The sequence below is a fragment of the Pseudomonas sp. LBUM1652 genome (assembly GCF_059716105.1).
Genome location: NZ_CP166804.1, coordinates 4530116 through 4549027, shown reverse-complemented (window position 1 = coordinate 4549027; position 18912 = coordinate 4530116). Strand labels below are relative to the sequence as shown.

Below are 18912 nucleotides of genomic sequence, written 5' to 3'. Positions count from 1 at the left end.
CGAGGACAATCCGCCACCCGCGGGAATTTCTGTGCCTCGTCCGTGCCCAATCCGCTAGTCTTGCTGAACCCTGGAAGGAGCCGTCCAATGTTTGAATCCGCTGAAATCGGTCACGCCATCGACAAAGACACTTACGAGGCCGCCGTCCCGGCGCTGCGTGAGGCGTTGCTGGAAGCCCAGTTCGAATTGCAGCAGCAAAAGCGTTTCCCGGTGATCATTTTGATCAACGGCATCGAAGGTGCGGGCAAGGGCGAGACGGTCAAGCTGCTCAACGAGTGGATGGACCCGCGCCTGATTGAGGTGCGCACCTTCGACCAGCAGACTGATGAAGAGCTGGCGCACCCACCGGCGTGGCGCTATTGGCGGATGCTGCCGGCCAAGGGGCGTATGGGGGTTTTCTTCGGTAACTGGTACAGCCAGATGCTGCAGGGGCGGGTGCACGGTTTATTCAAGGATCCGCGCCTGGATCAGGCGATCAACGCCGCCGAACGCCTGGAAAAAATGCTCTGCGATGAAGGCGCGCTGATCTTCAAGTTCTGGTTTCACCTGTCCAAGAAGCAGATGAAAGCGCGGCTCAAGTCTCTCGCCGATGACCCGCTGCACAGCTGGCGCATCAGCCCGCTGGACTGGCAGCAATCGCAAACCTACGACAAGTTCGTCAAATACGGCGAGCGCGTGCTGCGCCGCACCAGTCGCGACTACGCACCGTGGCACGTCATTGAAGGTATGGACGCCAACTACCGCAGTCTGGCGGTCGGCAAGATTCTCCTTGAGGGCCTGCAAAACGCCCTGAAGCGCCCGGATGTGCACGCCGAGGAAGTCAACGCCGCACCGTTGGGCACGGCGGTCGATCAGTTGAACCTGCTTGACAGCCTCGACCTGACTCAGCGCCTGGAGAAGAAAGACTACGAAGAGCAACTGATCACCGAGCAGGCGCGACTGTCGGGGTTGATGCGCGATAAACGCATGCGCCGCCACGCCTTGGTTGCCGTGTTTGAGGGGAATGATGCGGCGGGCAAGGGCGGGGCGATTCGCCGGGTGGCGGCGGCGCTTGATCCACGCCAGTACAGCATCGTGCCGATTGCCGCGCCGACCGAAGAGGAGCGGGCGCAGCCGTATTTGTGGCGCTTCTGGCGGCATCTGCCGGCGCGGGGCAAGTTCACCGTGTTCGACCGCTCGTGGTATGGCCGGGTGCTGGTGGAGCGCATCGAAGGCTTTTGCAGCCCGGCCGACTGGCTGCGCGCCTACAGTGAAATCAATGATTATGAAGAGCAGATCGCTGACGCCGGGGTGATCGTGGTCAAGTTCTGGCTGGCCATCGACAAGGACACGCAGATGGAGCGCTTTCAGGCGCGCGAAGAAATTCCGTTCAAACGCTTCAAAATCACCGAAGACGACTGGCGCAACCGCGACAAGTGGGACGCCTACCGTGCTGCCGTGGGCGACATGGTCGACCGCACCAGCACCGAGATTTCTCCGTGGACATTGGTCGAGGCCAACGACAAACGCTGGGCGCGGGTCAAGGTGTTGCGCACGATCAACCTCGCGCTGGAAGAGGCTTTCGAGAAGTCCGACAAGAAGGCCAAAAAGCACAAGGACTGAAGCGATGGGCACGCATACGCGGGGTGAATGATTGTCGCGGTCGGTCATTTGGTGGGCTTATGCTCGAGCCACTCTCAACCGACAACAACAATGAGGTATGCCATGCGTGAAGTGGTGATCGTCGACAGCGTACGAACCGGGCTGGCCAAGTCCTTTCGCGGCAAGTTCAACCAGACCCGTCCCGATGACATGGCAGCGCATTGCGTCAATGCACTGCTTGAGCGCAACGACATCGACCCGGCCAGCGTCGAGGATTGCATCGTCGGTGCCGGTTCCAACGAGGGCGCGCAGGGCTACAACATCGGCCGCAACGTCGCGGTGCTCTCGCAATTGGGCACCGGCGTTGCCGGGATGACCCTCAACCGTTTCTGTTCTTCCGGTTTGCAGGCGATTGCGATCGCCGCCAACCAGATCGCTTCGGGTTGCAGCGACATCATCGTCGCCGGCGGCGTCGAGTCGATCAGCCTGACCCTGAAAAGCGTCAACACCGATCACTTGATCAACCCGTTGCTCAAGCAGCAGACCCCGGGCATCTACTACACGATGGGCCAGACCGCTGAAGTGGTGGCACGGCGTTATGGCGTCAGCCGCGAAGCCCAGGATCGCTATTCGCTGCAAAGTCAGCTGCGCACTGCGCAGGCGCAGGCGGCTGGGTTGTTTGATGATGAAATCGTGCCGATGGCGGTGAAGTACCGGGTCGAGGACAAGAACAGCGGCGAAGTGCAGATCCTCGATGGCATCGTCGAGCGCGACGACTGCAACCGTCCGGACACCACTTACGAAAGCCTCGCCGGATTGAAGCCGGTGTTTGCTGACGACGGTTCGGTAACGGCGGGCAACTCGTCGCAACTGTCCGACGGTGCATCGATGACCTTGGTCATGAGCCTGGAAAAGGCCCTGCAACTGGGGCTCAAGCCGAAAGCGTTTTTCCGTGGTTTCACCGTCGCCGGTTGCGAGCCGGACGAGATGGGCATCGGCCCGGTGTTCTCGGTGCCGAAACTGCTCAAGGCCAAGGGTTTGCAAGTAGCGGACATAGATTTGTGGGAACTGAACGAGGCCTTTGCTTCGCAGTGCCTGTACGCCCGGGATCGGCTGGAGATCGAAAATGACAAATACAACGTCAATGGCGGGTCGATTTCCATTGGCCACCCGTTCGGCATGACCGGGTCGCGGCAGGTCGGGCATCTGGTGAGGGAGTTGCAGCGGCGCAATCTGCGTTACGGCGTCGTCACCATGTGTGTTGGCGGCGGGATGGGTGCTACGGGGTTGTTTGAGGCTGTGCGCTAGGCTCCAAAGAGTTTGTTGTTCGTTCTAGCGCTTTCGCGAGCAGGCTCGCTCCCACATTTGGAATGCATTTCAACTGTGGGAGCGAGCCTGCTCGCGAAGGAAGCACCGCAGTTTATCTGTTGGAATCCATAACCTGCATCCGCGCGATATAAGCCTTTATCCCCCGCTCGGCGCTCTCGTGACTGTCGAAAGGCCCTTCCAGGGTGTTTTCCCGAGTGCTGAAAAACAATTCGCCATTCACCCGGCATACGCGGTCGCTGCGAAACTGTGTGGCGGGGGCAGGGTCTTGGGCGCGCATGCCTAACATGACGGGTCTCCTGACGTGCATCGATTGCGAGTGGATCCAATGAGCTTATGCCTGAAGCACTTACCTTGCCTGCCCAGCCGATCAACGGCGCCTCGTCAATTTAATGCTGCGACCTGCACAGTTTCATTCGCGGCGTGTCTCCAACTGTCTCTGTGTCGCGTTCGGCACTGCGCCTAGAATGACGGCTCTTGTCAGCAGCCGTCGGGGTTCGCATGCACATTTCATCGGGGCGCTGGGTATATGGCTTGTGCCTGGCGCTGCTGACCGCATTTTTGTGGGGCATCCTGCCGATCAAACTCAAACAGGTACTGCTGGTGATGGACCCGGTCACCGTGACCTGGTTTCGCTTGCTGGTGTCTGGAGGTTGCCTGTTCATTTATCTGGCTTCGACCAGACGCCTGCCGAGTCGTAAAGTGCTCGGCCCCAAGGGCGGCTGGCTGGTGCTGATGGCGGTGCTTGGCCTGGTCGGTAACTACGTGCTGTACCTGATGGGCCTCAATCTGCTCAGTCCCGGCACCGCGCAACTGGTGGTGCAGATGGGGCCGATCATGTTGCTGATCGCCAGTCTGTTCGTGTTCAAGGAGCGATTCAGTATCGGTCAGGGCATCGGTCTGGCAGTGTTGCTGATCGGTTTTGTGTTGTTCTTCAATCAGCGTCTCGCGGAGTTGCTGACTTCGCTGTCGGATTACACCGCCGGGGTGTTGCTGGTGTTATTGGCGTCGACGGTCTGGACCTTCTATGCGCTGGGCCAGAAGCAATTGCTGACGGTGTGGAATTCGCTGCAGGTGATGATGGTGATCTACCTGTTCTGCGCGTTGTTGCTGACGCCCTGGGTGCATCCGCTCGAAGCGCTGCAATTGAGTCCGCTACAAGGCTGGCTGCTGCTGGCATGCTGCATGAATACGCTGATCGCTTATGGCGCGTTTGCCGAAGCGCTGGCGCATTGGGAGGCATCGCGGGTCAGTGCGACGTTGGCGATAACGCCGTTGGTGACGTTCGGGGCAGTGGCGATTGCGGCGTGGATATGGCCGGACTATGTGCATGCCGAGCAGATCAACGGCCTGGGTTATGGCGGGGCGGTACTGGTGGTGTTGGGCTCGGCGCTGGTGGCGTTGGGGCCTTCGTTGATCGCCGGGCTGAAGGCACGGCGGCTGCGCATGGCTTGAAGATCAAAGGATCGCAGCGTGCCGCAGCTCCTACATTTGGAATGCGTTTCCCTGTAGGAGCTGCGGCACGCTGCGATCTTTTTGCTGTTAGCCCTTGGCCCCGGCCTCGATCATGTTCTCCGGACGCACCCACGCATCAAACTCTTCATCAGTCAGATAACCCAACTCAAGCGCCGCCTCACGCAAAGTCTTTCCTTCGCTGTAAGCCTTCTTGGCGATTTCCGCCGACTTGTCGTAACCGATGTGCGGATTCAACGCCGTCACCAGCATCAGCCCACGTTCCAGATGTTTGGCCATGACTTCGGCATCCGGTTCGAGCCCGGCAATGCAGTGCTGCTGGAAGTTGCTGCAACCATCGCCGAGCAGGCGGATCGATTGCAGCAGATTGTGGATGATCACCGGTTTGAACACGTTCAACTGCAAGTGGCCCTGGCTCGCGGCAATGCCGATCGTCACGTCGTTGCCCAGCACCTGGCAGGCGAGCATCGATAGCGCTTCGCACTGGGTCGGGTTGACCTTGCCGGGCATGATCGAGCTGCCTGGTTCGTTGGCCGGCAGCCGCACTTCAGCAAAGCCTGCGCGTGGACCGGAACCGAGCAGACGCAGATCATTGGCGATTTTCATCAGTGCCACGGCGAGGGTTTTCAAGGCGCCGGACAGGCTGGTCAGCGGCTCGTGCCCGGCCAGCGCCGCGAACTTGTTCGGTGCGGTGACGAAGGGCAAACCGGACAATGCCGCCAGTTCTGCGGCAATGGCCTCGCCAAAACCGTGCGGCGAGTTCAGTCCGGTGCCGACGGCGGTGCCGCCCTGTGCCAGTTCACAGACTGCCGGCAGTGCCGCGCGGATCGCTCGTTCGGCGTAATCCAGTTGCGCGATGAAGCCGGACAGTTCCTGGCCGAAGGTGATTGGCGTCGCATCCATCATGTGCGTGCGGCCGGTTTTCACCAGCTTCATGTGCCGCGCAGCGAGTTCGGCCAAGCCGCCGGACAGCTCGGCGATCGCTGGCAACAGTTGTTCCTGTACAGCTTTCGCTGTGGCGATGCTCATGGCGGTGGGGAAGCAGTCGTTGGAGCTTTGCGAGCGGTTGACGTGGTCGTTCGGGTGTACCGGGATTTTGCCGCCGCGCGGGTTGCCGGCCAGTTCATTGGCGCGACCGGCGATCACTTCGTTGACGTTCATGTTGCTCTGGGTGCCGCTGCCGGTCTGCCAGACCACCAGCGGGAACTGATCGTCGTGCTGGCCGTCGAGCACTTCGTCGGCGGCTTGTTCGATCAGGCGCGCGATGTCGGCGGGCAGGTCGCCATTACGGTCGTTGACCCGGGCGGCGGCTTTCTTGATCAGGGCCAGAGCGTGCAGCACCGGCAGTGGCATGCGCTCCTGGCCAATGGCGAAGTTGATCAGCGAGCGTTGCGTCTGAGCACCCCAGTAGGCGTCGTCCGGGACTTCGATCTGGCCCAGGCTGTCGGTTTCGATACGGCTCATCGTGCACACTCCTGTTGGTCTGTTTGCGCTGATTAGGCCGGCGTCGGCCCAGGTGGTTCCATCAATCCGATTGTTGACCGGTAAAACCCCGCCAATCAAGCGCGGCAAGGCGCGGGGGTTGAGCCATAGCGTTTTTTAGGCGCAGAATGGTCGCCCTTGGGGTTTTACCTCGTTAGCTAGAAAAGGAAACTCGATGACTCGTCTTCGTGCCATCTGTACCGCGGTTGCACTGGTTTGCGCCAGCGGCCAGGTGCTTGCCGATACCGCCAGCCACAACGCCAGTGCCGAAGCTTTCCTGACCCTGGCGCACGCTGACAAACTGGGCACTCCGGTGTACATGCAAGTGCAGCAAATGTTCGCCCAGCGTTTTGAACAGACCAAGGCCCCGGAATCCAAGAAAGCCACGCTGGAAACCTACCAGGCCAAAGCCAACGCTGCCCTGGATCAGGCCATTGGCTGGAACAAGCTGAAGCCCGACATGGTCAAGCTCTACACCAGCAACTTCAGCGAATCCGAGCTCAAAGACCTGGTCGCTTTCTACAAGTCGCCACTGGGCAAGAAAGTCCTGGAAAAAATGCCGCAGCTGACCCAGCAATCGGCCCAGATGACCCAGGCCAAACTGGAAAGCGCCGTTCCTGTCGTTAACAAGTTGCTCGAAGACATGACCAACGAGCTGGCACCGAAAGGCGCTGCTCCGGCCAAGAAAAAGCCATAAGCGGAGTTCGTGATGACCATGCAACAACGCATCGAATCGACGCTGGCCCTGCTTCAGCCTGAGCATCTGCAAGTGCTGGATGAAAGCCACATGCACAGTCGCGGGTTGCAAACCCACTACAAGGCTGTGGTGGTCAGCGCGCAGTTCGACGGCCTGAACCGGGTCAAGCGCCACCAGAAAGTCTATGGCACGCTCGGCGAGCTGATGGGCGAGTTTCATGCGTTGGCGCTGCACACCTACACCCCGCAGGAATGGGCAGAGATCGGCGCCGCCCCGGCGTCGCCGACCTGTGCCGGCGGTAGCAAACATTAAGATCAAAAGATCGCAGCCTGCGGCAGCTCCTACAGGTGGCTGCCGCAGAGGGTGATGTTTTTGCTAGAATCCGCAACGCGCCGCTCACCCGGCGCGTTTTTTTTAGTATCCGGTTCACCCTTTGCGAGGGTAGCCACCTGGAGAAATACCCATGACACAACCGATTGTCGTGGCGGCACTGTATAAGTTCGTCACCCTCGAAGATTACGTCAACCTGCGCGAGCCACTGCTGCAAGCGATGGTCGACAATGCCATCAAAGGCACCCTGCTGATCGCCGAAGAAGGCATCAACGGCACGGTTTCCGGCACGCGCGAAGGCATCGACGGCCTGCTCGCCTGGCTCAAGAACGATCCGCGCATGATCGACATCGATCACAAGGAATCGTACTGCGACGAGCAGCCGTTCTACCGCACCAAGGTCAAGCTCAAGAAAGAGATCGTCACCCTCGGTGTCGAAGGCGTCGACCCGAACAAGAAGGTCGGCACCTACGTTGATCCGCAAGACTGGAACGCGTTGATCAGCGACCCTGAAGTGCTGTTGATCGATACCCGCAACGATTACGAAGTGTCGATCGGCACCTTCGAAGGCGCCATCGATCCGAAAACCACCAGTTTTCGCGAATTCCCCGACTACATCAAAGAACACTTCGATCCGGCCGTGCACAAGAAGGTCGCGATGTTCTGCACGGGCGGCATTCGCTGCGAGAAGGCCTCGAGCTACATGCTGGGCGAGGGTTTCGAAGAGGTTTATCACCTCAAGGGCGGTATTCTGAAGTACCTCGAAGAGGTGCCGCAGGAAGAAACCAAGTGGCAGGGCGACTGCTTTGTGTTCGACAACCGTGTGACCGTGCGTCACGACCTCAGCGAAGGCGACTACGATCAATGTCATGCCTGCCGCACACCGGTCAGCGTTGAAGATCGTGCCTCCGAGCATTACGTGGCCGGCGTCAGTTGCCCGCACTGCTGGGACACCCTGAGCGAGAAAACCCGCCGCAGTGCCATCGATCGGCAGAAGCAGATTGAACTGGCCAAGGCCCGCAACCAGCCGCACCCGATCGGCTTCAACTATAAGCAAGCATCCACCGAGGCTTAACCATGTCTGCGCGCCTGCTCTATGTAATGGACCCGATGTGTTCCTGGTGCTGGGGGTTCGCTCCGGTGGCCAAGGCACTGGTCGAACAGGCGCAGGCAGCCGGGGTCGAGTTGCATCTTGTCGTTGGCGGATTGCGCACGGGCAGCGGTGCGGCGCTGGAGCCGACCACCCGACGCTACATTCTTGAACACTGGCAGGCCGTCACCGAGGCCACCGGCCAGCCGTTCAAGTTCGACGGCGCGCTGCCCGATGGTTTTGTCTACGACACCGAGCCTGCTTGCCGGGCGATTGTCACGGCACGTAGCCTGGCGCCGGATTGCGCGTGGACACTGGTCGGACTGATCCAGCAGGCGTTTTACGCTGAAGGTCGCGATGTCACCCAGGCCAGCGTGCTGGTCGAACTGGCAGAGCAGGCCGGTGTGCCGCGTATCGAATTTGCTGCGTTGTTCGATCATGCCGATCAACACAAAGCGACTCAGGCTGATTTCAGTTGGGTGCAGGATCTGGGCATCGCCGGTTTCCCGACCTTGCTCGCCGAACGCAACGGCCAACTGGCGTTGCTGACCAACGGTTATCAACCGCTCAGCGAATTGTCGCCACTGCTCGGTCGTTGGCTGGAGCGCGCAGCCTGTGCCTGACCGAGCCGATGACACGCCAGCCGTAAAGCGTGTCGACCGGCTGAGCTGGGCAGAAGTCCGGCGACTGGCACTCCATCACAAAAAATCCCTGTGGATCGCCAACGGCGTGGCTGTGCTGGCGACGCTGTGCAGCGTGCCGATTCCGTTGCTGCTGCCATTGCTGGTGGACGAAGTCCTGCTCGGTCACGGCGACGCCGCGCTGAAAATCATGAACCATGTACTGCCGAGCATGTGGCAGCAAGCAGCGGGTTATATCGGCTTGATGCTGGTGCTCACCCTGACTCTGCGTTGCAGCGCGTTGTGCTTTGGTGTGTTGCAGTCGCGGTTGTTTGCGCGGCTGGCCAAGGACATCGTCTATCGCATTCGCGTGCGCCTGATCGAACGGCTCAAACGCATTTCCCTCGGCGAATACGAGAGTCTCGGCAGCGGCACGGTGACCACGCACCTGGTTACCGATCTGGATACCCTCGACAAGTTTGTCGGCGAAACCCTCAGTCGGTTCCTGGTGGCGATGCTGACGCTGGTCGGCACCGCGAGCATCCTGATGTGGATGCACTGGAAACTGGCGCTGCTGATTCTGCTGTTCAATCCGCTGGTGATCTACGCCACGGTGCAGTTGGGCAAACGGGTCAAACACCTGAAGAAACTGGAGAACGACAGTACGGCGCGCTTCACTCAGGCGCTGAGCGAAACCCTCGATTCGATCCAGGAAGTGCGCGCGGGCAACCGTCAGGGCTACTTCCTTGGCCGGCTCGGCCTGCGAGCGCAGGAAGTGCGCAACTACGCAGTCAACTCGCAGTGGAAAACCGACGCCTCCAATCGCGCCAGCGGGCTGCTGTTCCAGTTCGGCATCGACATCTTCCGCGCAGCGGCGATGCTCACCGTGTTGTTCTCCGACCTGTCGATCGGCCAGATGCTCGCGGTATTCAGTTACCTGTGGTTCATGATCGGCCCCGTGGAGCAACTGCTGAATCTGCAATACGCTTACTACGCGGCCGGCGGCGCGCTGGCACGCATCAATGAATTGCTGGCGCGGGCCGATGAGCCGCAATATCCGGGTGGTGTTGATCCGTTCAAGGGCCGCGACACCGTGGGCATTCAGGTGCAAGGCCTGAGCTTCGGTTACGGCGATGAACTGGTGCTGAATCAGCTCAACCTGTCCATCGCCCCGGGGGAGAAAGTGGCGATTGTCGGCGCCAGCGGCGGCGGCAAAAGTACCCTGGTGCAATTGCTGCTTGGGTTGTACACGCCGCTGGCGGGCACCATCCGTTTCGGCGGTTCGACCCAGCAGGAAATCGGGCTGGAGACCGTTCGGGAAAACGTCGCGGTGGTATTGCAACACCCTGCGCTGTTCAACGATACCGTGCGCGCCAACCTGACCATGGGCCGCACGCGCAGTGACGAAGCCTGCTGGCAGGCACTGGAAATCGCTCAGCTCGAACCCACCATCCGCGCCTTGCCGGATGGCCTGGACAGCATCGTCGGGCGTTCCGGCGTGCGCTTGTCTGGCGGTCAGCGCCAGCGTCTGGCGATTGCACGGATGATCCTCGCCGAGCCGAAAGTGGTAATCCTCGACGAAGCCACCTCAGCCCTTGATGCCGCCACCGAATACAACCTGCATCAGGCCATGGCGCGGTTCCTCAATGGTCGCACCACGCTGATCATCGCCCACCGCTTGTCGGCGGTGAAGCAAGCGGATCGGGTTTTGGTGTTCGACGGCGGGCAAGTGGCCGAAGACGGCGATCATCAGCAGTTGATTGCCGACGGCGGGCTGTACGCCAAACTCTACGGTCACTTGCAACAAATCCAGCGCCCTTGAGTTTTGTCCGCGTTTCTGTGCTTAGTGCTTGAATTGCTTCGAATAAAAACACCCGGATTACCTCCCCGTACAGCCAGGTTGCACGATCGGCATAGAGGACGGCACAGCTGTCCCTTGGACATGTCGAAAATTAGCCTAGGCTGAGCTGTCAGGAGCGGTATTTTCCGGTGCTCATCTGGCAGTGCTTGCGCAAGGGATCTCATGAAGCAAAAGCGGACTCTCGGAACGCCACGGTTGTTGGGCATCGTCTGGCCATTTATTGCCGTCGTGTTGTTTCAGGCGTTGTTGGGCGGGGTGAGTCTTTACGTGCTCTCGGCCGTTCGCGGTTACGTGGCGGGGGAAAGTCTCTGGTCCAAGGGCCAGAAAGACGCCATTTACTACCTCAATCTGTACGCCGACAGTCGTGACGAGGCGATTTTTCTCAAATACCAAAGTGCGATTGCCGTGCCCCAGGGCGGTCATCAGTTGCGCGTGGCGCTGGACCGTCAGCCGCCGGACCTGCAATCGGCGCGTGACGGTATTCTCAAGGGCGGCAACCATCCTGACGACGTCTCCAGCGTGATCTGGCTGTACCTCAACTTCCGTCACTTCAGTTACCTGGAAACCGCTATTGATCGCTGGACGGTCGGTGATGCTTATCTGATCGAACTTCATGACGTGGCGCGCGAGATGCATCAACGTATCGTCGACAATGCTGCTACCGAGGCTGATATCCAGCGCTGGAAGGCGCGGATCTTTGCGATCAACGATGGCGTGACCCCGGCCGCGAAAGCGTTCAGCGATGCCCTGGGCGAAGGCTCGCGGATGATCCTGCGGCTGCTGCTGTTCACCAACCTTGCCACGGCGCTTGGGCTGATCGTGCTGGCCTTGTGGCGTACCCACAAATTGCTCAAGCAGCGCCACGCCTTTGCCGAGGCGTTGCAGATGGAAAAAGATCGTGCGCATGTGACGTTGCAATCAATTGGTGATGGCGTCATCACCACCGACGTGACCGGCGCCATTGACTACATGAACCCCGCCGCTGAAGCCATGACTCACTGGAAGGCCGAGCAGGCCGCCGGTTTGCCCTTGGCGGCGCTGTTCAATTTGCTCGACGACAACGCCCAGGCCGAAGGCCTGACCCTGATCGAGCACATTCTCAGCGGCCAGCTCAGCGGCGGCAGCGAGCACTCCAAGCTGATTCAGCGCCTGGATGGCAGCACGCTTTCGGTGACGCTGGTCGGAGCGCCGATCCGCAATGCCGGCAAGGTCAGTGGCACGGTGCTGGTGCTGCACGACATGACCCAGGAACGTCAATACATCGCCAATCTTTCCTGGCAGGCCACCCATGATGCGCTGACCGGGCTGGCGAATCGTCGTGAGTTTGAATATCGCCTGGAGCAGGCGCTGCACAACCTCACGCGCCAGTCCGGGCGGCATGCGCTGATGTTCCTGGATCTGGATCAGTTCAAACTGGTCAACGATACCTGCGGCCATGCTGCGGGCGATGAGCTGTTGCGGCACATCTGCACCTTGCTGCAATCGGGGCTGCGCGAAGGCGATACGCTGGCGCGGCTTGGCGGTGACGAATTTGGCATTCTGCTGGAAAACTGCGCGCCGGAAGCGGCGGAGAAGATCGCCGAGGCACTGCGCCAGACCGTGCAGAACCTGCACTTTGTCTGGAAAGGGCGGCCATTCCTGACCACGGTGAGTATAGGTCTGGTGCATGTTGCACAAAACCCGACGACGCTTGAAGCCTCGCTGCGTGCTGCCGATATGGCCTGCTACATGGCCAAGGAAAAAGGCCGCAACAGGGTCCAGGTTTACCACCCTGACGACTCCGAACTCTCACTGCGCTTTGGTGAAATGGCCTGGGTGCAACGTTTGCATATGGCGCTGGAAGAGAATCGCTTCTGCCTTTATGCCCAGGAAATCGCGCCGTTGAAACAGGGTGGCGGCGACAGAGGACACATTGAAATCCTTCTGCGTCTGCACGATGAAGCCGGTCGGATGATTCTGCCGAACAGTTTTATTCCTGCCGCCGAACGCTATGGCTTGATGAGTCAACTGGATCGTTGGGTAGTGCAAAACGTATTCAAGGTTATTGCTCAATGTATTGCGCAAGAACATGAAGGGCCATTAGCGATGTGTGCGATTAATCTGTCAGGCATTACTATAGGAGATGACGCGTTTTTGCACTTTCTGCGCGAACAGTTTGTTAACTATTCGATACCGCCTGAAATGATTTGTTTTGAAATTACTGAAACCAGTGCAATTTCAAACTTGGGCAGCGCAATTAGATTTATTAATGAACTCAAGGGCTTAGGTTGTTATTTTTCGTTAGATGACTTTTGTGCCGGAATGTCTTCATTCGCTTACCTGAAACATTTGCCTGTAGACTTCCTGAAGATCGACGGGAGTTTCGTAAAGGATATGCTGGACGATCCGATTAACCGCGCAATGGTCGAAGTGATCAATCACATCGGGCATGTCATGGGTAAGCAGACAATTGCCGAGTTTGTTGAAACAACCCAGATCGAGCAGGCACTGCTTGAAATTGGTGTGGATTACGCTCAGGGTTACGTTATCGAACGCCCGCAATTGTTTACCTGCGACAGTTTGCAAAGTCGGCCCGCCAGGCCGCAGCCGCTGTTATTCAAAGCGCCTGGCACGTTCCGTTGAAGTCTCTCGCCGATCCTTACAATCACAAATCAAAAGGAGCCGAACAGTGATCGACACATTCAACCGAACCGGACCACTCATGGAAGCTGCAAGTTATCCTGCCTGGGCACAACAGCTCATTGAGGATTGCAGCGAGAGCAAGCGCCGGGTTGTCGAACATGAACTTTACCTGCGCATGCGTGATAACAAACTCAGCGCCAAAACCATGCGCCAGTACCTGATCGGGGGCTGGCCGGTAGTTGAGCAGTTCGCGTTGTACATGGCGCAGAACCTGACCAAAACCAAATTCGCCCGTCACCCCGGTGAAGACATGGCGCGGCGTTGGCTGATGCGCAACATTCGCGTTGAACTCAATCACGCCGACTACTGGGTGCACTGGAGTCGCGCACACGGTGTGAGTCTGGAAGATCTCCAGGCCCAGCACGTACCGCCTGAGTTGCATGCCTTGAGTCATTGGTGCTGGCACACCAGCTCCGCCGACTCTCTGATTGTGGCCATTGCCGCCACCAACTATGCGATCGAGGGTGCGACCGGGGAGTGGTCGGCGGTCGTCTGTTCTACCGGGGTGTACGCCGCAGCGTTCCCGGAAGAAGACCGCAAGCGTGCGATGAAATGGCTGAAAATGCATGCCCAGTATGACGATGCTCATCCATGGGAAGCGCTGGAAATCATCTGCACCCTGGCGGGCATGAACCCGAGCAAGTCCTTACAGGCCGAGTTGCGTCAAGCGATCTGCAAGAGCTACGACTACATGTACCTGTTTCTGGAGCGGTGCATGCAGCTTGAGACTTCCGAGCGTTTGCTGGTAACCCGTGAGCGCAGGACTGTGGTCGAGAGCTGATCCTGACAACACTGCGCAAAAAAATGTGGGAGCGAGCTCGCTCCCACACTGATTTGTGACAGATGGAAAAACTCAGCCCGCCATCGCCAATCGATTCCGCCCCTCGCGCTTGGCCACGTACAGCGCGCTGTCAGCGCGGCGCAACAGGCTTTCTGCCGACTCACCCGGCAGCAGGGTCGAGCAGCCCAGGCTGACCGTCAGCTCTATCAACTTTCCATCGGCGTAATACTCCGCCGCCTGCGCCGCATAACGCAGACGCTCGCCAACCATCGCCGCCGCTTCCCGGCTGGTATTGGACAGCAGGATCAGAAACTCTTCCCCGCCATAGCGAAACACCATGTCGACGTTGCGCAACTGACCCTTGATCGACGCGGCCACGGCTTTAAGCACGTCATCACCAGTGCTGTGACCATGACTGTCGTTGACCCGTTTGAAGTGGTCGATGTCCAGCATCAACACCGACAACGGCTGCAGGTGTCGGCGGGACATCTCGATCTCGCGTTGCAGTGTCTGCTCCATCGCGATGCGGTTGCCGGCGCCGGTCAGTGGATCGCGCAGGGCGCTTTGGGTGGCGGCGCGGTACAGCAGAGCGTTGCGCATCGGATACAGCAGTGACGACAGCAGCGATTCTAGATTGCCCTGTTCCTGCTCGTTGAAACGTTGGTTGCGGCGAAACATCAGTTCGCCCATATGCTCGCCTTCGTGGCTCAAGGTGTAGCTGACCGAATGATGGCCGCGAGCGCCGAACTCCAGGCGCAGGTCACTGCCTTGGTGTACGTAACTCAAGGCATCCAGCGGCACGAGACGCTGAATTTCACGGAAAAACAGACCGAGGATGCGTTGTGGTTCAAGACTGGTTTGCAGTTGCAGGCTCAGTTGCTGGCGCAATTGCGCGAGACTGGCGGGCCGCTCCAGAAGAGGCGGCTGCTGACCGAAACCCAGGCGTTGCAATTTGGCGCTGTCAAAGTCAATTGCATTGGTCTGGGAAGGTGATTTCATATGGCGTGAGCCCCTAAGCAGTAAGTCTGTCTTACAGGCTGGGTGAGAGCGGCTTTGGGCTGCGTGTCGTACTGATCCATCAGTCCCGTAGGACATTTGGCGTAAGTCTAGTCTGCCTGATGACGATTAGTAAGCTATCGAACCAGGCCTTGCCCCATTGCCTTCACACGGCATGCTTTGAGGAAATTTAGAGCGAAAGTCGTGCCATTCAGTTCGTTTTTATTTAACCCGTTATGAATCAAAGGGTTGAACGTAAATGAGAGAGAGCGGTGCTGGATATTTGACTATATTGTGACGGCTAATCGCGTTAAATGACTGCCGCGACGGGAATCCGCCACGGCAACAAATGCGACGTATGGCATTACTGCGCGTTAAATGCCTGGCCGTTGATCCCGGTGCTGTCCGGACCCATCAGGTAGAGGTAGACCGGCATGATCTCCTCCGGCGTCGGGTTGTTCAGCGGGTTTTCCCCCGGATAAGCCTGCGCACGCATGCTGGTGCGAGTACCGCCCGGGTTGATGCTGTTGGAGCGTACTGGTGCCACGCCGTCGACTTCGTCGGCCAGGGTCTGCATCAGGCCTTCGGTGGCGAACTTCGACACACCGTAAGCGCCCCAGTAAGCGCGACCCTTGCGGCCGACGCTGCTGGAGGTGAACACCACCGAAGCATCCTGCGACAGCTTGAGCAGCGGCAACAACGTGCTGGTCAGCATGAACATCGCATTGACGTTGACCTGCATGACGCGCATGAAGTTTTCGCCCGACAGTTGCTCGATCGGCGTGCGCGGGCCAATGATCGAGGCGTTGTGCAGCAGGCCGTCGAGGTGGCCGAACTCGGTCTCGATCATCGCTGCCAGCTCATCGTACTGATGGGGCAGGGCGGTCTCGAGGTTGAAGGGAATCACTGCCGGTTGCGGATGGCCCGCAGCTTCGATCTCGTCGTAGACCTGTGTCAGATTGGCTTCTGTCTTGCCCAGCAGCAGGACTGTCGCGCCGTGAGCCGCGTAGGTTTTCGCGGCAGCCGCGCCGATACCGCGACCGGCGCCGGTGACCAGAATGACCCGATCCTTGAGCAATTCGGGACGAGCGGAGTAATCAAACATAAACACCTCATCAACAGTCAGATCGTTCCCATGCGCAGCAAAGGAATGCAGCCAATGACGCTCTGCGTCAGGTCTCAGCAGCTGCAAAGCGCGCTATCAAGCACCTTGCGCAACTCCAGCGGATGATCCACCACCACATCCGCACCCCAATGCCGCGGGTTGTCGTCCGGGTGAATGTAGCCATAGGTCACTGCGGCCGTTTTGGTCCCGGCATCACGCCCCGACTCGATATCGCGCAGATCATCGCCCACAAACAGAACCGTCGACGGATCCAGATCAAGCATCTTGCACGCAAGGATCAACGGCTCCGGATCCGGCTTGCTCTTCGTCACGTGATCCGGGCAGATCAACAATGCCGAGCGCTCGGCCAGCCCCAGCTGTTGCATGATCGGCTCGGCGAAGCGCAATGGCTTATTGGTGACCACGCCCCAGATCAGGTTGGCTTTTTCAATGTCGGCCAGCAGTTCTTCCATGCCGTCGAACAGCTTGCTGTGCACCGCGCAGCCGACGAGGTAGCGCTCAAGGAACTCCAGGCGCAACTCCTCGAACCCAGGCGATTCAGGATCCATCGAAAACGTCACCGCGACCATGGCTTTGGCACCGCCGGAAATCTCGTCGCGGATGTGCTTGTCGTTGATCGGCGGCAAACCACGATCCGCGCGCATCGCCTGGCAGATGGCGATGAAATCCGGCGCGGTGTCGAGCAGGGTGCCGTCCATGTCGAAAAGAACTGCTCTGATGGCCATCGGCTTACTCCTCGCGCAGGGTCTGGATCATGTAGTTGACGTCAACGTCGCTGGCCAGTTTGTAGTGCTTGGTCAGCGGGTTGTAGGTCAGGCCGATGATGTCCTTGACGGTCAGGCCGGCCATGCGACTCCAGGCGCCCAGCTCGGATGGACGAATGAATTTCTTGAAGTCGTGGGTGCCGCGCGGCAACAGCTTCATGATGTATTCGGCGCCGATGATGGCGAACAGGTAGGCCTTCGGGTTGCGGTTGATGGTCGAGAAGAACACTTGGCCGCCCGGCTTGACCATGCGGAAGCAGGCGCGGATGACCGAAGAAGGGTCCGGTACGTGCTCAAGCATTTCCAGGCAGGTCACCACGTCGAACTGCTCAGGCATCTCTTCGGCCAGGGCTTCGGCGGTGATCTGGCGGTACTCGACGCTGACACCGGATTCCAACTGATGCAGTTGCGCAACTGCCAGTGGCGCTTCGCCCATGTCGATACCCATTACGGTGGCACCACGTTGCGCCATGGCTTCGCTCAAGATGCCGCCACCGCAGCCAACGTCGAGGACTTTCTTGCCGGCCAGATTGACCCGTTCGTCAATCCAGTTGACCCGCAGCGGGTTAATGTCGTGCAGCGGTTTGAATTCGCTTTCGCGATCCCACCAACGATGGGCCAGGGCTTCGAATTTGGCGATTTCAGCGTGGTCGACGTTGCTCATGTTCAATTCCTCGAAAAACTTGAAAAAGGCTGTAGCCCAGGCGTGTGTGCCGGGAGATTTACGATTCGGTATGGCCACTGATGCGCTGGCCCCAGGCTCGCGCAGTAGCGCCAAGCTGTTCTTCATCCAGGCGGGTCAGGCGTCGATCATCAAGCAGTTGTTTGCCGGCGACCCACAGGTGTTTCACGCAATCGCGACCGGTGGCGTATATAAGCTGTGAAACCGGGTCGTACACCGGTTGCTGCGCCAGGCCAGACAGGTCGAAGGCGACAATGTCCGCGGCTTTGCCGATTTCCAGCGAGCCCGTTTCGCTTTCGATCCCCAAGGCGCGTGCACCGTTCAGTGTGGCCATGCGCAGGGCGCGATGGGCGTCGAGCGCGGTAGCCGAGCCGGCGACGGCTTTGGCCAGCAAGGCAGCGGTGCGGGTCTCGCCGAGCAGATCCAGATCATTGTTGCTGGCCGCGCCATCAGTGCCGACCGCAACGTTGACCCCGGCTTGCCACAGACGCTCGACGGGACAGAAGCCGCTGGCGAGTTTCAGGTTCGATTCCGGGCAATGGATGATGTTGGTGTTGCTTTCTACCAGCAACGCCAGGTCTTCATCGCTGATCTGGGTCATGTGCACGGCCTGGAAGCGCGGGCCGAGCAGGCCCAGACGGCCGAGGCGGGCGAGTGGCCGTTCGCCGTGCTGTTCGACCGCTTGCTGCACTTCGTAGGCGGTTTCGTGGACGTGCATGTGGATCGACGCGTCCAGCTCCTCGGCAATCACGCGGATTTTCTCAAGATTCTCGTCGCCGACGGTGTAGGGTGCATGAGGGCCGAAGGTGATCTTGATCCGTTCGTGATGCTTCAGATCGCCGAACAACTCGACGCCCTGACGAATGGCCTCATCCGCGTTGCTGGCGCCAGGAATCGGGAAGTCGAGGATCGGAATGGCGATCTGTGCGCGGATGCCGCTGTTGTGCACGCGCTCGCTGGCAACTTTCGGGAAGAAGTACATGTCCGAAAAGCAGGTGATGCCGCCCTTGATCTGCTCGGCGATTGCGAGGTCGGTGCCATCACGGACGAAGTCTTCATCGACCCATTTGGCTTCGGCCGGCCAAATGTGGTTTTCCAGCCAGGTCATCAGCGGCAGATCATCGGCCAGGCCGCGGAACAACGTCATTGCGGCGTGGCCATGGGCGTTGATCAGGCCGGGGCTGAGCAGAACATCCGGCAATTCGCGCACTTGCGTGGCATTACACTTCAACGCTTCGGCGCGTGGGCCGATAAACACGATGCGACCGTCGCGGATGCCCAGGCCATGCTCCTTGAGCACAACGCCTGCGGGTTCGACGGGTACCAGCCAGGTCGGCAGCAATAATAAGTCGAGCGCAATGGCAGGTTTCGGCATCGAGGGTCGGTTCCAGTGCTTTTGTAAAGGATGGCGAAGTATACCC

17 protein-coding genes are annotated in these 18912 nt (G+C 59.3%); 10 read left to right on the top strand and 7 right to left on the bottom strand.

Annotated features, from left to right (window positions below):
* Positions 1–87: 87 nt before the first annotated feature.
* Together pap and ACA069_RS20425 are read left to right on the top strand one after the other, a co-directional pair.
* The gene (pap, locus tag ACA069_RS20430; protein WP_187677744.1) at positions 88–1602 is read left to right on the top strand and encodes a polyphosphate:AMP phosphotransferase; all 1515 of its coding nucleotides are present in this window, start codon (positions 88–90) and stop codon (positions 1600–1602) included.
* A 102-nt stretch (positions 1603–1704) separates the two neighbouring features.
* Positions 1705–2889: a thiolase family protein gene (locus tag ACA069_RS20425; RefSeq protein ID WP_497615105.1), complete on the top strand. Its 1185-nt coding sequence runs from the start codon at positions 1705–1707 to the stop codon at positions 2887–2889.
* Between the two features lie 112 nt (positions 2890–3001).
* Here the strand turns inward: ACA069_RS20425 and ACA069_RS20420 are convergent, their stop codons facing one another.
* Positions 3002–3196, bottom strand: coding sequence for a DUF6316 family protein (locus ACA069_RS20420; RefSeq protein WP_401270999.1), 195 nt, complete (start codon positions 3194–3196; stop codon positions 3002–3004).
* 212 nt (positions 3197–3408) lie between these two features.
* Between ACA069_RS20420 and ACA069_RS20415 the strand changes: the two genes are divergently transcribed.
* Positions 3409–4362, top strand: coding sequence for a DMT family transporter (locus tag ACA069_RS20415; protein ID WP_489879033.1), 954 nt, complete (start codon positions 3409–3411; stop codon positions 4360–4362).
* A gap of 87 nt (positions 4363–4449) precedes the next feature.
* Here the strand turns inward: ACA069_RS20415 and ACA069_RS20410 are convergent, their stop codons facing one another.
* A complete protein-coding gene (locus ACA069_RS20410) occupies positions 4450–5844 on the bottom strand; it encodes a class II fumarate hydratase (RefSeq protein ID WP_497615104.1) in 1395 nt (464 codons plus the stop codon).
* 193 nt (positions 5845–6037) lie between these two features.
* Here ACA069_RS20410 and ACA069_RS20405 point away from each other — a divergent pair, with 193 nt between their 5' ends.
* From ACA069_RS20405 to ACA069_RS20375, 7 genes are all read left to right on the top strand, one after another.
* A complete protein-coding gene (locus ACA069_RS20405) occupies positions 6038–6559 on the top strand; it encodes a DUF2059 domain-containing protein (protein WP_095189242.1) in 522 nt (173 codons plus the stop codon).
* 12 nt (positions 6560–6571) lie between these two features.
* The gene (locus tag ACA069_RS20400) at positions 6572–6871 is read left to right on the top strand and encodes a BolA family protein (protein ID WP_064391455.1); all 300 of its coding nucleotides are present in this window, start codon (positions 6572–6574) and stop codon (positions 6869–6871) included.
* Positions 6872–7022: 151 nt separating this feature from the next.
* Positions 7023–7964, top strand: coding sequence for an oxygen-dependent tRNA uridine(34) hydroxylase TrhO (trhO, locus tag ACA069_RS20395; RefSeq protein ID WP_497615103.1), 942 nt, complete (start codon positions 7023–7025; stop codon positions 7962–7964).
* Positions 7965–7999: 35 nt separating this feature from the next.
* Entirely contained in the window at positions 8000–8602 is a 603-nt protein-coding gene (locus ACA069_RS20390; protein WP_171061881.1) for a DsbA family protein, read from the top strand.
* Positions 8595–10421, top strand: coding sequence for an ABC transporter ATP-binding protein (locus ACA069_RS20385; RefSeq protein ID WP_489879035.1), 1827 nt, complete (start codon positions 8595–8597; stop codon positions 10419–10421). The genes ACA069_RS20390 and ACA069_RS20385 overlap by 8 nt, the downstream gene beginning before the upstream one ends.
* A gap of 201 nt (positions 10422–10622) precedes the next feature.
* The gene (locus ACA069_RS20380; protein WP_401270992.1) at positions 10623–13082 is read left to right on the top strand and encodes an EAL domain-containing protein; all 2460 of its coding nucleotides are present in this window, start codon (positions 10623–10625) and stop codon (positions 13080–13082) included.
* Positions 13083–13161: 79 nt separating this feature from the next.
* The gene (locus ACA069_RS20375; RefSeq protein WP_497615102.1) at positions 13162–13923 is read left to right on the top strand and encodes an iron-containing redox enzyme family protein; all 762 of its coding nucleotides are present in this window, start codon (positions 13162–13164) and stop codon (positions 13921–13923) included.
* Between the two features lie 72 nt (positions 13924–13995).
* On the opposite strand, the gene ACA069_RS20370 is transcribed toward ACA069_RS20375, so the two are convergent.
* The 5 genes from ACA069_RS20370 to ACA069_RS20350 form a co-directional block, all read right to left on the bottom strand.
* The gene (locus tag ACA069_RS20370; RefSeq protein WP_401270988.1) at positions 13996–14922 is read right to left on the bottom strand and encodes a GGDEF domain-containing protein; all 927 of its coding nucleotides are present in this window, start codon (positions 14920–14922) and stop codon (positions 13996–13998) included.
* A gap of 361 nt (positions 14923–15283) precedes the next feature.
* Positions 15284–16024 carry a YciK family oxidoreductase gene (locus ACA069_RS20365; RefSeq protein WP_025113079.1) on the bottom strand — a complete coding sequence of 247 codons (741 nt, stop codon included), beginning with the start codon at positions 16022–16024 and terminating at the stop codon, positions 15284–15286.
* Between the two features lie 74 nt (positions 16025–16098).
* Complete coding sequence (gene mupP, locus ACA069_RS20360; RefSeq protein ID WP_401270985.1) at positions 16099–16770, bottom strand: N-acetylmuramic acid 6-phosphate phosphatase MupP; 672 nt, start codon at positions 16768–16770, stop codon at positions 16099–16101.
* A gap of 4 nt (positions 16771–16774) precedes the next feature.
* On the bottom strand, positions 16775–17473 hold the full coding sequence (ubiG, locus tag ACA069_RS20355) for a bifunctional 2-polyprenyl-6-hydroxyphenol methylase/3-demethylubiquinol 3-O-methyltransferase UbiG (RefSeq protein ID WP_093435309.1): 699 nt from the start codon (positions 17471–17473) through the stop codon (positions 16775–16777).
* Positions 17474–17531: 58 nt separating this feature from the next.
* Positions 17532–18866 carry a TRZ/ATZ family hydrolase gene (locus ACA069_RS20350; protein ID WP_497615101.1) on the bottom strand — a complete coding sequence of 445 codons (1335 nt, stop codon included), beginning with the start codon at positions 18864–18866 and terminating at the stop codon, positions 17532–17534.
* Positions 18867–18912: the final 46 nt, after the last annotated feature.

Excerpts from the sequence above, each read along its gene's own strand:
- ACA069_RS20380 (WP_401270992.1), top strand. The coding sequence starts at position 10,623 with ATGAAGCAAAAGCGGACTCTCGGAACGCCACGGTTGTTGGGCATCGTC.
- mupP (WP_401270985.1), bottom strand. The coding sequence starts at position 16,770 with ATGGCCATCAGAGCAGTTCTTTTCGACATGGACGGCACCCTGCTCGAC.
- trhO (WP_497615103.1), top strand. The coding sequence starts at position 7,023 with ATGACACAACCGATTGTCGTGGCGGCACTGTATAAGTTCGTCACCCTC.
- pap (WP_187677744.1), top strand. The coding sequence starts at position 88 with ATGTTTGAATCCGCTGAAATCGGTCACGCCATCGACAAAGACACTTAC.
- ACA069_RS20375 (WP_497615102.1), top strand. The coding sequence starts at position 13,162 with ATGGAAGCTGCAAGTTATCCTGCCTGGGCACAACAGCTCATTGAGGAT.
- ACA069_RS20425 (WP_497615105.1), top strand. The coding sequence starts at position 1,705 with ATGCGTGAAGTGGTGATCGTCGACAGCGTACGAACCGGGCTGGCCAAG.
- ACA069_RS20370 (WP_401270988.1), bottom strand. The coding sequence starts at position 14,922 with ATGAAATCACCTTCCCAGACCAATGCAATTGACTTTGACAGCGCCAAA.
- ubiG (WP_093435309.1), bottom strand. The coding sequence starts at position 17,473 with ATGAGCAACGTCGACCACGCTGAAATCGCCAAATTCGAAGCCCTGGCC.
- ACA069_RS20350 (WP_497615101.1), bottom strand. The coding sequence starts at position 18,866 with ATGCCGAAACCTGCCATTGCGCTCGACTTATTATTGCTGCCGACCTGG.
- ACA069_RS20420 (WP_401270999.1), bottom strand. The coding sequence starts at position 3,196 with ATGTTAGGCATGCGCGCCCAAGACCCTGCCCCCGCCACACAGTTTCGC.
- ACA069_RS20415 (WP_489879033.1), top strand. The coding sequence starts at position 3,409 with ATGCACATTTCATCGGGGCGCTGGGTATATGGCTTGTGCCTGGCGCTG.
- ACA069_RS20390 (WP_171061881.1), top strand. The coding sequence starts at position 8,000 with ATGTGTTCCTGGTGCTGGGGGTTCGCTCCGGTGGCCAAGGCACTGGTC.
- ACA069_RS20365 (WP_025113079.1), bottom strand. The coding sequence starts at position 16,024 with ATGTTTGATTACTCCGCTCGTCCCGAATTGCTCAAGGATCGGGTCATT.
- ACA069_RS20410 (WP_497615104.1), bottom strand. The coding sequence starts at position 5,844 with ATGAGCCGTATCGAAACCGACAGCCTGGGCCAGATCGAAGTCCCGGAC.
- ACA069_RS20400 (WP_064391455.1), top strand. The coding sequence starts at position 6,572 with ATGACCATGCAACAACGCATCGAATCGACGCTGGCCCTGCTTCAGCCT.
- ACA069_RS20405 (WP_095189242.1), top strand. The coding sequence starts at position 6,038 with ATGACTCGTCTTCGTGCCATCTGTACCGCGGTTGCACTGGTTTGCGCC.